The organism is Candidatus Pelagibacter sp. HIMB1542, assembly GCF_052047835.1.
Lineage (GTDB): Bacteria > Pseudomonadota > Alphaproteobacteria > Pelagibacterales > Pelagibacteraceae > Pelagibacter.
This window is the reverse complement of sequence record NZ_JBNAJB010000002.1, coordinates 564,077-577,134: the sequence shown is the minus strand read 5'-3', so window position 1 is coordinate 577,134 and position 13,058 is coordinate 564,077. Positions and strand designations below refer to the sequence as shown.

Sequence of the window (13,058 nt, the reverse complement as noted above, 5' to 3'; positions counted from 1 at the left end):
TACTTTATTTTATTTCGCTTTGATCCTCTAATATTGCTTCAATCGTTTCAGCGGTCAAAGCGATATGAGCATTGTTACTAAAAAAGAGATTTATTTCATAAACATCGTTATTTTTCAAATAATCTATTCCTACTAATTCTAAAACCAATTCTTGATTTGATTGATCAATATTTTTTGACTTTACCTTATCAACAAAATCAAATCTGCAGATACTATTGACTTTTTTGTCCTCATTTTCATTTTCTACTTTAATACGTTCAATTGATAACAAAAATACTTTATTAGATTCTAAATACTTAATATCTGAAACCTTTACTTTAGCTCCTGAACTACAAGCTGAAATCATTTGTAATCCTTCTTTGTCTGTAGCAATAATTTTAGCTAAATATTTGTTCATCTTTTTAATCTTTTTATTTTAACACCAATATCTTTTAATTTATTTTCAATTTTTTCATAACCACGATCTAAATGATAAATTCTATTAATTACAGATCTTCCTTGTGCAACTGAAGCTGCTAAGACAAGTGCCACTGATGCTCTTAGATCACTAGACATTACTTCTGCACCAATAAATTTCGTATTACCCCCAATATAAGCTTTATTATTTTTAATCGTAATATTCGCACCTAATCTTTGTAATTCAGCAACATGCATAAATCTATTTTCAAAAATATTTTCTGTAATTGAACTTTTTCCTTTTGCTTTACACATTAAGACCATTAATTGCGCCTGTAGATCTGTTGGAATTCCGGGAAACTCTTTTGTTTTAATATTTTTAATAGACTTAATTTTGTCTGGTCCATTAATATGAATTTTATTTTTGCTTACTTTTACTTTGGCGCCAGTTTTTTTTAATAAATTAAGTTCTGTATTTATTATTTTTGGATCTAGATTATTTATTTTTAAATTCCCTTTAGCTAGAGTTGCAGCTACACAAAAAGTACTAGCTTCAATTCTATCAGCCATTACAGAATAATTTGTTGATTTTAATGAACTTACTCCTTTGATAATACAAGTTCTCCCTATCCAATTAATTTTTGCACCAGCTGAATTGAGAAAGTTAGTAAGGTCTTTTATTTCTGGCTCAACAGCACAATTTCTTAATATTGTTTTTCCTTTTGCCAAGCATGCAGCAATTATAGAATTTTCAGTTGCACCAACAGTAATTTTTGGAAATCTAATTAACGCTCCTTTAAGTTTGCCAAAAGATTTTGCTAAAATGTAACCGTCTTTAATTTCATAATTCATGCCAAGTTTTTCTAAAGCTGACAAATGATAATTAACTGGTCTTGCACCAATTAAGCAACCACCTGGTAATGATGTTTTTGACTTATGATATTTTGCAACTAAGGGTCCTAATACTAAAATTGAACCTCTCATTGTTTTAACTAATGAATAACTAGCAAAAGTTTTCATATTTTTATTGTTTGAAATTTTTGCAGTTTTTTTATCTTTAGAAAGTTCAATTTTTGATCCAAGAGACTTAAGTAAATTAAGCATAGTGCTAATATCTTTTACTCTTGGTAGGTTTTTAATAGTTACCGGTAAATCAAAAAGTAGTGTAGCTGCTAATATTGGTAATGATGCATTTTTAGAGCCTGATATTGAAACTTTGCCCTTTATTTTGCTAGGACCATCAATCAGAAATTTGTCCATAACTTACTTTTTAATTTTAGCAACCTGAATAGTAGTTTGTCCCTGATATTTACCGTTCTTAGATTTATAAGTTGTCTCTGGTTGAGTTTCTGATTTAAAAAATAAAAATTGAGCTATACCTTCATTGGAATAAATTTTTGCTGGATTAGGTGTAGTGTTGCTTAACTCTATAACTATATTTCCTTCAAATTCGTTTTCAATAGGAGTTACATTACAAATTATACCTGTCCTTGCATAAGTGCTTTTGCCAACACATATACAAAGTACATCTTTTGGAATTCTGAAATATTCTACTGTTTTAGCCAAAACAAATGAGTTTGGAGGAATAACGCAATGTGGTCCCTTTTTCTCTATAAAGTTGTCATCTGAAAAATTTTTTGGATCAACTAATGAATTATTTACATTAGTGAATATTCTATATTCATCAGAGATCCTAACATCATAACCCATGCTACTTAATCCATATGATATTTTTCCCTCCGCAACTTGATGATCCAAAAATGGTTCAATCATGTTGTGCTCTTTACACATCTTCTTAATCCACGAGTCAGGTTGAATAGACATTACTTAGATTTTTTTTTGTTTTTTTTTTGGAATAGTTTTCTTTTTTTTAAGTTTTTTCTTAAAGCTAAGCTCAGACGCTCATTTTTATCTTTTGAACTCATTCTTTGTTGGGATTAGTCAAAAAATCTAACGATATTGGTTTATTAGGATCTAATGGTTTTGATGTGGGCTCTTCTTTTTTTGGGCCTTCTTTAGCTAAACGTTTAGCTTTTTTTTCTGCAAGCTTTCTTTCTCTTTTAGCTTGCTTCTCCATAAGCTTGTTGCCTTTTGTGGATTTATAATCGTAGTGAATTCCCATAACATTTTTTTTAGTAGATATAGATCATTATAATCAAAAAATTAAGGCAATAATTTGAAAAAAATGCTTTATTATCAATAAATTACTAAATGTATTTTAGCTCCTGTAGTTAAATGGCATAACAAGTCATTGGTAATGACTAGTTCCCTGGTCAGTACAGGGTGGGAGCACCATTAATTTCTGTAAAATTTTTTTCTAAAAATAATTGAAAACACAATTAGTACAAAAAACGCTAAAAGAGGAACATAAATATCTGGGGAAAAGATAATATCCATTATTCCTGGAACTTCTGAATTTTGGTCGATTACTTTTTCAATCCCACTTCCAATTGAAACTGCCAAAAAAATCTGAGGTATTATTCCTAAAAAAGTTGCAAATAGAAAATTTTTTACTCTTACATTAAATAATGTTGGCAATAGACAACTTATTTGCCAAGGAACTCCTCCAATAAATCTGTAAACGAATAAATAAAAAAATTCAGATTTTTTAAATTTAATTTCAAGATTTTGAAATTTATTAAGAAATTTTTCTCTAATTAAATCTCTTAAAAAATAATTTCCAAATATATATAAAAAAGTTGCACCTACACTTAAACCAGTAACCACAACTAATGTTCCAATCCACTTGCCAAAGATAAAGCCGCCCATTAAAGCCACAGGAGATCCAAAGCCTAGAAAAGGAAATACCCAAAGCACTGTTAGAAACAAAAAAGAAATTGAAACTAAAAATAAATTAGAATTCTTCAACTCAATTAAATAAGATCTGTTATTTCTCAAAAAATCATAAGATGTAATCTCCTGAAGACTGAATTTTGAAAAGAAAAAATATAAAAATAAACTAACAATTAATAAGTAAGATAAACCTATAAATAGTTTAATTTTTTTTGTTTTTTCCATGAATATTGTTATTTTATTCCTAAATCTTCTATTTGCTATTTTTATTATTGCTAATATAAAGGGGCAAAATTTATAAAATTTAATCAATTTATTTATGAAAAGAACATACCAACCTTCAAACAAAAAAAGAGCAAGAAAACACGGCTTTAGATCAAAAATGAAGACTAAAGGTGGAAAGAAACTTTTAGCTAGAAGAAGAGCCAGAGGAAGAAAATCTTTAACTGTATCAGTGTAAATTAATGAAAAGCAAAATTGTTGCTCTTTCAAAAAACGAAGAATTTAAAAATTTACTTAAACAAAAAAAGTTCTCGAATAAGTACGTAACTATTTTCTTTGGTAAATTAATGAATAAAAATAATAATAAACTCAATATTAGCTTTGTAACAAAAAAGAAATTAGGGAATGCAGTTAAGAGAAATAAGATTAAAAGAAGATTAAGGAATATTTTTAACGAAGCAGTTAAAAAAATATCAATAAATTTTAACTATTCATTCCTTGTTATCGCTAAGTCATCTATGCTAAATAATGAATACAAATTAATAAAAGAAACTCTATTTCAGGATTTTGAAAAAATAAAATAATGAATATTTTTACAAATATATTAATTAAAATTATCAAAAGTTATAAATATCTGATTAGCCCTCTATTTGGACATTCTTGTAGATATTTACCTACTTGCTCAGAATACAGTATTGATGCACTTAAAGAATTTGGTCTGTTAAAAGGATCATTTTTAAGTATTAAAAGAATCTTATCTTGTCACCCAATCAAATTTTTGGGTGGTGGTGAAGGTTTTGATCCTGTTAAAAAAAATACAAAATTAAAATAATATGGATACTAAAAATATAGTAGCGGCAATTTCATTATCAGCAGCAGTTATAGTTCTGTATTCACTATTTTTTGCTCCTCCACCAATTACTAAAGAAAATATGACTGAAGGAAATAAAGTTGAACAAAACAGCGATACACCTTTACTAGATCAAAAAGAAAATGTTGCTGAAATTTCTAGAGAAGAAGCTTTAAATCAAAGTGAAAGAATTAATTTTGAGAATGAAAGTATTGTTGGTTCTATTTCACTTAAAGGTGGTGTAATTGATGATCTAACTTTTAAGCAATATAATGTCAGTCTAGACTCACAGGAAAAAGTTACACTTCTTTCACCAAGAAATTCAAAAGATGGTTATTTAATTGAAAGTGGTTTTATTACATCTGATAAAAATGTTGAAATTCCAAATTCAAATTCTATTTGGAAAGTTTCAGGAAATAATAAATTAACAGATCAATCTCCTATAAAAATATCTTGGACAAATGATCAAGGTATTACATTTGAAAAAGAGATTGCCTTAGATGACAAATATTTATTTTCAATTAAACAAAGTGTGATCAATCCTACAGATAAAAAGTATGATTTTTATACTTATGGGCAAATCATTAGAAATGAAATGCCTGATATATCTAACTTCTATATCCTTCATGAAGGATTAGTGGCAACACTTGATGATGAACTTATTGAAGAAGATTACGATGATATACAAGAAAAGAAATTCTCAAGAACAGCTCAAAAAGGATGGCTAGGGATTGGAGATAAGTACTGGGTAACTTCACTAATTCCACCTAGAGAAAAAGAATTTAAAACAACATTTGATTATAAAGATAAGTTCAGAGCAAATTTCGTTTCAACTGAGCCATTGGAACTTAATGAAAATTCATTGATTGAAGAAACCTTACAAATCATTGTTGCTGCAAAAAGAGTTGATGTAATTGATGGATATGCTGAATCTTTAAACATTGATAAATTTGACTTAACAATTGATTGGGGATTTTTATACTTTATTACCAAGCCATTATTTTTTGGAATAGATTATTTCTTTAAATTACTTGGAAATTACGGCTTAGCTATCATAGCAATTACAATTTGTATAAGATTAGCATTTTTCCCACTTGCAAACTTTTCGTTCAGAAGCATGGCAAAAATGAAAGCCTTACAGCCTGAAATGGCGAGACTAAAAGAGCTACACAAAGATGACAAAATGAAATTGCAACAATCAATGATGGCTCTCTATAAAAAAGAGAAAGTAAACCCGATGTCTGGTTGTTTACCAATACTAGTACAAATTCCAGTTTTCTTTGCTTTATACAAAGTTTTATTTGTAACGATTGAAATGAGACAAATGCCTTTTTATGGCTGGATACAAGATTTATCTGAGAGAGACCCTACCTCTTTGTTTAATCTATTTGGGTTATTGCCTTATGATGTACCATCATTTTTAGTCATTGGAGTATGGCCTGTTGCAATGGGTGTTTCTATGTGGGTTCAACAAAAATTAAATCCTGCTCCAACAGATCCGATGCAAGCAAAAATATTTATGTTCTTTCCATTATTCTTAACAATAATTTTGGCACCTTTCCCAGCAGGGTTGGTAATATATTGGACAGTAAATAATATTTTAACTATGGCACAACAAGTTTTCATAATGAAACGAACCACTGTTAAAACAACAACTTAATGTTGGATATTAAAGAAGAAGAATTAAAAACAATTCTACCATTAGATGGTCCTTCAACAGAAGAAGTACAGAAATATTTAGAAAAATATAACGATGAATATATTGTTATTAAATGTGGTGGTAGTGTTTTAATTGATCAAAATCTTTTTGATATTTTTATTAAAGATATTTCAACACTAAATAAACTAGGATTTACTCCTATTATTGTTCATGGAGGTGGAAAAAGAATAAGTAATAAACTTAATGGGATAGGTTTAGAAAGTAAATTTATAAAAGGATTAAGGGTAACTGACAAAGAAACTATTAAAGTTGTTGAAGAAGTATTAATTGATTTTAATAAAGAAATCATCAATGCTCTAAATAAGCAAAATTGCGAAAGTCAGAGTATTAATTCTAAAGAAAATAATATTTTAACAGTTATCCAAGAAAATGAAGAGCTTGGTTTTGTAGGCTCTCCTACAAATTTAGATCAATCAATAATAGATAAAATTATAGCAGATAAAAAAGTTCCTGTTATTACACCCTTAGGTTTAGATAAAAATGATCAAACTTATAATGTCAATGCAGATACTGCAGCTGGCTATATTGCTAAAAAAATTAACGCAAGAAGATTAATTATATTAAGTGACGTAGAAGGTGTTTTGGATAAAAATAAAAATCTAATTCCAGAAATTAATTCAGAATCTATAAAAGACTTAATAGATAATGAAACAATTACGGGTGGCATGATCCCAAAAATAAATAATTGCTTAGATGTTGCTAGTAACGGCGTAAAAGGAGTTGTTATAATAGATGGAAGAAAAAATCATTCTGTTCTATTTGAACTTTTATCAGATGGGGGATCTGGAACTTTAATTAGACAATGAAAAATTTAAGCCATATTAAAAATATTTTATTTGATTGTGATGGTGTTCTTTATAGCGACCTAGAGGCAGTATTTGGTCAAGTAAGCCGAAAAATGACTGAATATATCTCGAGTAAACTTAATATAGATTTAAAAAAAGCTAAAGAACTTCAGACAAATTACTTTCACAAATATAACACAAGCTTAAATGGTCTAATGATTCATCATGAAATTGATCCTAAAGAATTTTTAGATTTTGTTCATGATATTGATTTATCTTTTTTAGAAAAAGATACAGCATTAAGGTATGAGTTAGAGAATATAAATTTAAGAAAATTTGTCTTCACTAATGGTAGTTACAACCATGTAAAGCACATCACTACAACATTAGGAATTGACGACCAATTTGAAGGTATATTTGATATCGTGGATGCAGAATATCACCCAAAACCAGAAGCTAAAGCTTTCGATTTAATGGTAGAAAAATTCAAAATTGATCCAAAAGAAACTTTGTACATTGAAGATATAGCAAAAAACTTATCGATAGGTAAAGAGCGAGGAACAATTACTGCTTGGTTAATTAATGATGAGGAATGGGGCAAAAAAGAATCTAATAAAGAATATATTGATTATAAAATTGAAAATCTTACTTTATTTTTAAAAGAAATAAGGTTATTAAAAAACCAATAAAACTATGAGCATAGAAAACATTATAAATGAAGCTTGGGAAAACAAAGATCAAGTTAATCAAAATTCAGATCAAAAATTAAAAGATACTATTAATCAAGTAATAGAAGATCTAGATAGTGGTAAATCTAGAGTTGCTGAAAAAATTGATGGTGAATGGGTAACTCATCAACATCTAAAAAAGGCAATTATGCTAAGTTTTAGAATTCATGGAATGGAAACTTTAGATGGTCCCTACTCAGCTTGGAGAGATAAAGCTCATTTGTTAAAAGGAAAAACAGCCGGATGGTCAAATGCTGATTTTGAAAAAGCAGGTTTTAGAATGGTACCAAATACTGCAATGAGAAAAGGATCATATGTTGCTAAAAATGTTGTTCTAATGCCAAGTTATGTAAATATTGGTGCTTACATAGATGAAGGAACAATGATGGATACATTTAGTCGTGCAGGTAGTTGCTGTCAGATTGGAAAAAATTGTCATATTTCAGCTGGAACTGGTATTGGTGGAGTTTTAGAACCAGCACAAGCACTTCCGACTATTATTGAAGATAATGTTTTTGTAGGTGCTATGTCAGAAGTTGTGGAAGGGGTAATAGTTGGTGAAGGTTCAGTGCTAAGTATGGGTATGTATATTGGTCAATCAACTAAAATCGTTAATAGAAAAACTGGTGAAGTAACTCACGGTAAAATACCTCCATACTCAGTCGTTGTTCCTGGATCATTACCAGACAAAAACAACCCCGCTGCACCCTCATTGTATTGTGCAGTAATCATCAAACAAGTAGATGAAAAAACAAGATCCAAAACATCAGTAAACGATCTTTTAAGAGATTGAAATGCAAACCATTAATGAATTACAATTAGCCAAAGAGCTAATTCGTTACCCGTCTATAACACCAATAGATGCTGGGGTAATGAAATTCTTAGAAAAAAAATTAAGAAAACTTGGTTTCAAAACTAAAATATTAGAGTTTCAGGAAAAAAACACTAAACCAGTAAAAAATCTTTATGCAAGACTTGGAACCAAAGGTCCAAATTTTTGCTACGCTGGTCACTTAGATGTTGTACCTGCTGGAAACTTAAAAGATTGGACAGTAAATCCTTTTAGACCCTCAATTAAAAAAGGACATTTAATTGGAAGAGGGGCAAATGATATGAAAAGCTCTATTGCAGCTTTTGTTTCTGCAGTCAGTATTTTTGTTAAAAATAATAAAAAATTTGATGGATCTATAAGCTTACTAATTACAGGTGATGAAGAAGGAATTGCTATTAACGGTACAAAAAAAGTTGTTGAATACTTAAAAAAAAGAAAAGAGAAAATTAATTTTTGTTTAGTTGGAGAACCAACTAATCCAAATAAATTGGGAGAAATGATTAAAATTGGTCGAAGGGGAAGTATGACCGGCAGACTTTCAGTCATAGGTGTTCAAGGTCATGTTGCTTATCCTCACAGAGCTAACAATCCATCAACTACTCTTGTTCAAATATTGAAAGAATTGAAGGAAATTAAATTTGATAAAGGAACAAAAGATTTTCAGCCAACAAACCTAGAAGTTACAAAAATAAATATTGATAATACTGCTGATAACGTAATTCCAGGTTTAGCTAATGCAACTTTTAACATTAGGTTTAATAACAAACATTCATCGAATTCAATTAAAACAAAAATAAATAAAATATTGAAGAAAATTTGTAATAAAAATAATTCAAATTACAAAATTGAATATAGTGTATCTGGTGAAGCTTTTTTAACTAAACCAAATCAAACTACATATATGATACAAGATATAATTAAAAAGATTACAAAAATTAAACCTGAACTCTCAACAACAGGAGGAACATCTGATGCAAGATTTATTAGAAAAATTGCTCCCTGTTTAGAATTTGGTTTGGTCGGAAAAACAATGCATAAAGTAGATGAGGCAGTTTCTTTAGGTGATTTAAAAAAATTAACTTTAATTTATTCAAATATTTTAAAGAATTATTTTAAGTGAAAACAGCTTTAATTACTTCTGATGCATACAAAAATCACAATACAGGAGATGGACATCCTGAAAAAATAGATAGAGTTACAGCTGTTATTGATAACTTTAAAAGATTAGATAACAAAAATTTAATTTGGAAAAAGCCTTCAAAATTTGAAAAATCAATATTAATAAAAACTCACTCTTCTAAGTATATTGATCATGTCGATCAATCGTACCCTCAAAATGGATTTAATTTCTTAGATGGAGATACAGTTATCTCCCCTGGTAGTAAAGAAGCAACAAAAGATGCTGTTGGATCAATTATAGCAGCGATTGACGGTGTTGAAAAAAAAGAATTCAAAAATGCTTTTTGTGCAGTAAGACCCCCAGGCCATCACGCAGAAAAAGAGAAAGCAATGGGCTTTTGTATTTACAACAATGTTGCAGTTGGGGCTAATTATTTAATTGAAAAATATGGTTATAAAAAAATAGCTATAATTGATTTTGATGTCCATCATGGAAATGGGACACAAGATATTTTTTTCAACAATGAAAAAGTTTTATATATTTCCACTCATCAATTTCCATATTATCCAGGTTCAGGTTCGGAAAAAGAGATTGGAAAATTTAATAATATTTTAAATATTCCACTTGAGGCTGGAACAAGTGCTAGAGAATATTTAAATGCATATGAACTGGTATTAAAAAAATTAAATGAATTTAAACCAGAATTTCTTTTATTTTCTGCAGGTTTTGATGCTCATATTGATGATCCTTTGGCGCAATTAAAACTTAATGCTGAAGATTATTATACAATTACAAAAAGAACTTTAGAAATTTCAAAATCATTTTGTAGAGGTAATGTAGTATCTATACTAGAAGGTGGATATGACTTAAAAGCACTACAAGATAGTACTCAAAGACATGTTGATGCTTTAATAGAATTTAATTGATAATTCCCAATAAAAAACTAAATAAAACTGAATGAAATTATATAAAATTAAAAAATCTGATATCGATAAAAAAGGTAGAGGACTTTATGCTACTAAAGATATCAAAGAAGGTACAAAGATAATCGATTACGTTGGTAAACTAATTACAAAAAAACAAACTGAAGAGTCTGATAAATATGATAATAGTAAACCAATCTATTTATTTACTATTAACAAAAGATATGACCTTGATGGAGATTTTTCATGGAATACTGCAGGATTAATTAATCATTCTTGTGACAATAATTGTGATTATGATGGTAGAGGTCTAAAAATTTGGGTTAAAGCAATTAGAGATATCAAAAAAGGTGAAGAATTTACCTGTGATTATGGTTTTGGTTATGATGAAAATTACAAACAATTTCCCTGTAAGTGTAAGTCAAAAAATTGTTGTGGGTACATTGTAAGAGCAGAATCTAGATGGCGAATAAATAAAAAATTTGCCATGAGTAATAAAAAAAAACTAATAAAAAACTCTAGATAAAAATAATCCTGTAGGTGGTGCTGGTGGAGCGCACAGCGATCTTTTTTTAGACTTTAGAGCTTTATCAAATTTTTTTAAATCCCATTTCTTTTCACCTAAATATTTTAAACAACCAACCATAGATCGTACCTGCTGTTGAAGAAAAGATTGAGATTTAAACTGAATTTCTATTTTATCATTTAAAGATTTTAATTTTACAAAATCCATCGTTCTAATTGGACTCTTAGCATTACAACTTGAGGCCCTAAATGTTGAGAAATCTTTAGTGCCAACTAATTTTTTTGCCCCTAATTTCATCAAATCTAAATCTAATTTTTTTCTTACATGCCAGACTTGGTTTTTTTCAATTACAGGTGAACTTGTTCTATTTAAAATGACATATTTATAAAGTCTCTTTTTTGCAGAAAATCTTGAGTGAAAGTTACTGGTTCTTTTTCTTATTTTAAGGATTGCAATATTTTCATTTTTTAAAAAATGATTAATTGAGTTAATAAATTTATCTAAGCTCAATAATTTATTTTTTAAATCAAAATGTGCGGACTGCTCGATTGCATGTACACCAGCATCTGTTCTACCTGATCCAACTATAGTAATGTTTTCTTTTAATAACTTTCTAATTTTGTCTTGGAGTATTCCTTGAATAGTTTTATTTTTTTTTTGAATTTGCCAACCTTTATAATTTGTGCCTAAATATTCTATCAAAAGCTGATATCTAAACATTTATATCTTTGAACCTTTTTTTATCTGCGAACCTTGCATAAATTCACCAATATTTTGAGGTCTTTTCCCTTGCCTCTGAATTTCCTTAATAATTATCGATTGATTATTACCACAAGCAATTTCAAGATTATCACTCAATACTGACCCTGGATTTCCTTGAGCTCTTCCAACTTGAGCTTTTAGAATTTTATATCTTTCTCCATTAAATATAAAAAATGCTCCTGGTGATGGATATAAACCGTTTATCTTGCCAATAATTTTTTCAGCATTTTCATCCCAATTAATTTGACCTTCAATTTTTTGAATTTTAAATGCATAGGTTGCATTCGAATGATCTTGCTCAATAAAATTTGCTTTACCATCTAAAATATCATCTACGTTATCTAAAATTTTTTCTGCTGCTAAGTTAGAAAGCTTTTCACTAATTTCTAACGCATTCAAATTTTCATTAAGTTGAATTTTATAATTATTACAAACTGGTCCCGTATCTAATTTTTCAGCAATTTTCATTATACTTATTCCAGTTTCTTGATCTAAATTCATAATTGATCTTTGAATTGGTGCGGCACCTCTCCATTTGGGCAGTAATGATGCATGTATATTTATAAAACCTGTTTTAGTTAAGTTTAGAAATTTTTTAGGTATGATTTGTCCGTAAGCAACAACTATTGCTAAATCAACATCTAAAGAATTTAAAAAATTATACTCCTCTTCATTATTTAAAACTGGTGGTGTTCTATATTCTAAATTTAAAGTTTCAGAAATACCTTGTATTGGAGACTTATTAATTTTTTGTCCTCTTTTTGATTTTTGGGGTGGCTGTGTATAGACACAAGAAATATTATATCCATTTTGATATAAAGATTTTAAAATTGGTACAGCAAACATGGGCGTACCCATAAAGACTAACTTTTTTGCCATTTTTAAACTTCAGCTGTATTTGATTTTAATTTTGAAAGTTTCTTTATGATCATTGATTTTTTTAGCTTTGAGAGATAATCGATAAACAAAATCCCTTCCAGATGATCCATTTCATGCTGTATGCATGTTGCAAGCAACCCATCTGCTTTTAATAGATGTTTCTTACCATTGTAATCTAAATATTCTACCTCACATTTGCTTGGTCGATCTATTTCAGCAAATTGATTTGGTACAGATAAACACCCTTCTTCATAAGTTGCCTTAAGCGAGTCTTTATTTTTTATTATTGGGTTTACAAAGTATCTAGGCTCTTTTTTATTTTCATCCTTACTTATATCCATCACTATAATTCTTTTTGGTATACCAATCTGAATTGCTGCAAGACCAATGCCGTTTGCATCATACATTGTATCGAGCATATCATTCATTAGTTTTTGTTCTTCACTTCCTACAGACTCTACAGGCTTTGATACTTGTCGAAGTAATTTGTTTGGTTCTGTAATAATCGTTCTTATCGCCATA

At 28.8% G+C, this 13,058-nt stretch carries 18 protein-coding genes; 10 read left to right on the top strand and 8 right to left on the bottom strand.

Annotation, left to right across the window (positions count from 1 at the left end; all coding sequences use genetic code 11):
• Positions 1–4 precede the first annotated feature (4 nt).
• From ACTTBI_RS07320 to ACTTBI_RS07300, 5 genes are all read right to left on the bottom strand, one after another.
• Positions 5–397, bottom strand: a complete 393-nt coding sequence (locus tag ACTTBI_RS07320) for a DUF2948 family protein (RefSeq protein WP_440653456.1) — start codon at positions 395–397, stop codon at positions 5–7.
• Positions 394–1,656 carry a UDP-N-acetylglucosamine 1-carboxyvinyltransferase gene (murA, locus tag ACTTBI_RS07315; RefSeq protein ID WP_440653454.1) on the bottom strand — a complete coding sequence of 421 codons (1,263 nt, stop codon included), beginning with the start codon at positions 1,654–1,656 and terminating at the stop codon, positions 394–396. Before murA ends, ACTTBI_RS07320 begins: the two co-directional genes overlap by 4 nt.
• 3 nt (positions 1,657–1,659) lie before the next feature.
• The gene (gene dcd, locus ACTTBI_RS07310; RefSeq protein ID WP_440653452.1) at positions 1,660–2,220 is read right to left on the bottom strand and encodes a dCTP deaminase; all 561 of its coding nucleotides are present in this window, start codon (positions 2,218–2,220) and stop codon (positions 1,660–1,662) included.
• A 97-nt stretch (positions 2,221–2,317) separates the two neighbouring features.
• Positions 2,318–2,518: a hypothetical protein gene (locus ACTTBI_RS07305; RefSeq protein WP_075505952.1), complete on the bottom strand. Its 201-nt coding sequence runs from the start codon at positions 2,516–2,518 to the stop codon at positions 2,318–2,320.
• A gap of 173 nt (positions 2,519–2,691) precedes the next feature.
• Positions 2,692–3,414, bottom strand: a complete 723-nt coding sequence (locus ACTTBI_RS07300) for a TVP38/TMEM64 family protein (protein WP_440653450.1) — start codon at positions 3,412–3,414, stop codon at positions 2,692–2,694.
• 94 nt (positions 3,415–3,508) lie between these two features.
• Here ACTTBI_RS07300 and rpmH point away from each other — a divergent pair, with 94 nt between their 5' ends.
• From rpmH to ACTTBI_RS07250, 10 genes are read left to right on the top strand one after another with little or no spacing between them, the layout of a single operon-like run.
• Positions 3,509–3,649: a 50S ribosomal protein L34 gene (gene rpmH / locus ACTTBI_RS07295; RefSeq protein ID WP_023854404.1), complete on the top strand. Its 141-nt coding sequence runs from the start codon at positions 3,509–3,511 to the stop codon at positions 3,647–3,649.
• A 4-nt stretch (positions 3,650–3,653) separates the two neighbouring features.
• Entirely contained in the window at positions 3,654–3,995 is a 342-nt protein-coding gene (gene rnpA, locus ACTTBI_RS07290; RefSeq protein WP_440653449.1) for a ribonuclease P protein component, read from the top strand.
• The gene (yidD, locus tag ACTTBI_RS07285; protein WP_440653448.1) at positions 3,995–4,243 is read left to right on the top strand and encodes a membrane protein insertion efficiency factor YidD; all 249 of its coding nucleotides are present in this window, start codon (positions 3,995–3,997) and stop codon (positions 4,241–4,243) included. The genes rnpA and yidD overlap by 1 nt, the downstream gene beginning before the upstream one ends.
• A gap of 1 nt (position 4,244) precedes the next feature.
• Complete coding sequence (gene yidC, locus ACTTBI_RS07280) at positions 4,245–5,921, top strand: membrane protein insertase YidC (RefSeq protein WP_440653447.1); 1,677 nt, start codon at positions 4,245–4,247, stop codon at positions 5,919–5,921.
• Entirely contained in the window at positions 5,921–6,787 is an 867-nt protein-coding gene (gene argB / locus ACTTBI_RS07275) for an acetylglutamate kinase (protein WP_440653445.1), read from the top strand. Before yidC ends, argB begins: the two co-directional genes overlap by 1 nt.
• Entirely contained in the window at positions 6,784–7,455 is a 672-nt protein-coding gene (locus ACTTBI_RS07270; RefSeq protein WP_440653443.1) for a pyrimidine 5'-nucleotidase, read from the top strand. Before argB ends, ACTTBI_RS07270 begins: the two co-directional genes overlap by 4 nt.
• Before the next feature lie 4 nt (positions 7,456–7,459).
• Positions 7,460–8,287: a 2,3,4,5-tetrahydropyridine-2,6-dicarboxylate N-succinyltransferase gene (dapD, locus tag ACTTBI_RS07265; RefSeq protein ID WP_440619350.1), complete on the top strand. Its 828-nt coding sequence runs from the start codon at positions 7,460–7,462 to the stop codon at positions 8,285–8,287.
• 1 nt (position 8,288) lies between these two features.
• The gene (dapE, locus tag ACTTBI_RS07260; RefSeq protein ID WP_440653441.1) at positions 8,289–9,446 is read left to right on the top strand and encodes a succinyl-diaminopimelate desuccinylase; all 1,158 of its coding nucleotides are present in this window, start codon (positions 8,289–8,291) and stop codon (positions 9,444–9,446) included.
• The gene (locus ACTTBI_RS07255; RefSeq protein ID WP_440653440.1) at positions 9,443–10,372 is read left to right on the top strand and encodes a histone deacetylase family protein; all 930 of its coding nucleotides are present in this window, start codon (positions 9,443–9,445) and stop codon (positions 10,370–10,372) included. The genes dapE and ACTTBI_RS07255 overlap by 4 nt, the downstream gene beginning before the upstream one ends.
• 31 nt (positions 10,373–10,403) lie before the next feature.
• Complete coding sequence (locus tag ACTTBI_RS07250; protein ID WP_440653438.1) at positions 10,404–10,895, top strand: SET domain-containing protein; 492 nt, start codon at positions 10,404–10,406, stop codon at positions 10,893–10,895.
• On the opposite strand, the gene truA is transcribed toward ACTTBI_RS07250, so the two are convergent.
• The 3 genes from truA to def are packed head-to-tail and all read right to left on the bottom strand — an operon-like array spanning position 10,875 to position 13,057.
• Positions 10,875–11,615 (bottom strand): tRNA pseudouridine(38-40) synthase TruA, encoded by a 741-nt coding sequence (truA, locus tag ACTTBI_RS07245; protein ID WP_440653436.1) that lies wholly within the window; start codon positions 11,613–11,615, stop codon positions 10,875–10,877. The genes ACTTBI_RS07250 and truA overlap by 21 nt on opposite strands.
• The gene (gene fmt / locus ACTTBI_RS07240; RefSeq protein ID WP_440653434.1) at positions 11,616–12,536 is read right to left on the bottom strand and encodes a methionyl-tRNA formyltransferase; all 921 of its coding nucleotides are present in this window, start codon (positions 12,534–12,536) and stop codon (positions 11,616–11,618) included.
• Positions 12,537–12,538: 2 nt separating this feature from the next.
• A complete protein-coding gene (def, locus tag ACTTBI_RS07235; RefSeq protein WP_440653433.1) occupies positions 12,539–13,057 on the bottom strand; it encodes a peptide deformylase in 519 nt (172 codons plus the stop codon).
• Position 13,058: the final 1 nt, after the last annotated feature.

What these genes read in the sequence shown, in the direction of transcription:
- rpmH (WP_023854404.1), top strand. Translation starts at nt 3,509, where the DNA reads ATGAAAAGAACATACCAACCTTCAAACAAAAAAAGAGCAAGAAAACAC.
- yidD (WP_440653448.1), top strand. Translation starts at nt 3,995, where the DNA reads ATGAATATTTTTACAAATATATTAATTAAAATTATCAAAAGTTATAAA.
- ACTTBI_RS07320 (WP_440653456.1), bottom strand. Translation starts at nt 397, where the DNA reads ATGAACAAATATTTAGCTAAAATTATTGCTACAGACAAAGAAGGATTA.
- ACTTBI_RS07250 (WP_440653438.1), top strand. Translation starts at nt 10,404, where the DNA reads ATGAAATTATATAAAATTAAAAAATCTGATATCGATAAAAAAGGTAGA.
- fmt (WP_440653434.1), bottom strand. Translation starts at nt 12,536, where the DNA reads ATGGCAAAAAAGTTAGTCTTTATGGGTACGCCCATGTTTGCTGTACCA.
- murA (WP_440653454.1), bottom strand. Translation starts at nt 1,656, where the DNA reads ATGGACAAATTTCTGATTGATGGTCCTAGCAAAATAAAGGGCAAAGTT.
- dapE (WP_440653441.1), top strand. Translation starts at nt 8,289, where the DNA reads ATGCAAACCATTAATGAATTACAATTAGCCAAAGAGCTAATTCGTTAC.
- dapD (WP_440619350.1), top strand. Translation starts at nt 7,460, where the DNA reads ATGAGCATAGAAAACATTATAAATGAAGCTTGGGAAAACAAAGATCAA.
- ACTTBI_RS07300 (WP_440653450.1), bottom strand. Translation starts at nt 3,414, where the DNA reads ATGGAAAAAACAAAAAAAATTAAACTATTTATAGGTTTATCTTACTTA.
- ACTTBI_RS07305 (WP_075505952.1), bottom strand. Translation starts at nt 2,518, where the DNA reads ATGGGAATTCACTACGATTATAAATCCACAAAAGGCAACAAGCTTATG.
- dcd (WP_440653452.1), bottom strand. Translation starts at nt 2,220, where the DNA reads ATGTCTATTCAACCTGACTCGTGGATTAAGAAGATGTGTAAAGAGCAC.
- truA (WP_440653436.1), bottom strand. Translation starts at nt 11,615, where the DNA reads ATGTTTAGATATCAGCTTTTGATAGAATATTTAGGCACAAATTATAAA.
- ACTTBI_RS07270 (WP_440653443.1), top strand. Translation starts at nt 6,784, where the DNA reads ATGAAAAATTTAAGCCATATTAAAAATATTTTATTTGATTGTGATGGT.
- argB (WP_440653445.1), top strand. Translation starts at nt 5,921, where the DNA reads ATGTTGGATATTAAAGAAGAAGAATTAAAAACAATTCTACCATTAGAT.
- yidC (WP_440653447.1), top strand. Translation starts at nt 4,245, where the DNA reads ATGGATACTAAAAATATAGTAGCGGCAATTTCATTATCAGCAGCAGTT.
- rnpA (WP_440653449.1), top strand. Translation starts at nt 3,654, where the DNA reads ATGAAAAGCAAAATTGTTGCTCTTTCAAAAAACGAAGAATTTAAAAAT.
- def (WP_440653433.1), bottom strand. Translation starts at nt 13,057, where the DNA reads ATGGCGATAAGAACGATTATTACAGAACCAAACAAATTACTTCGACAA.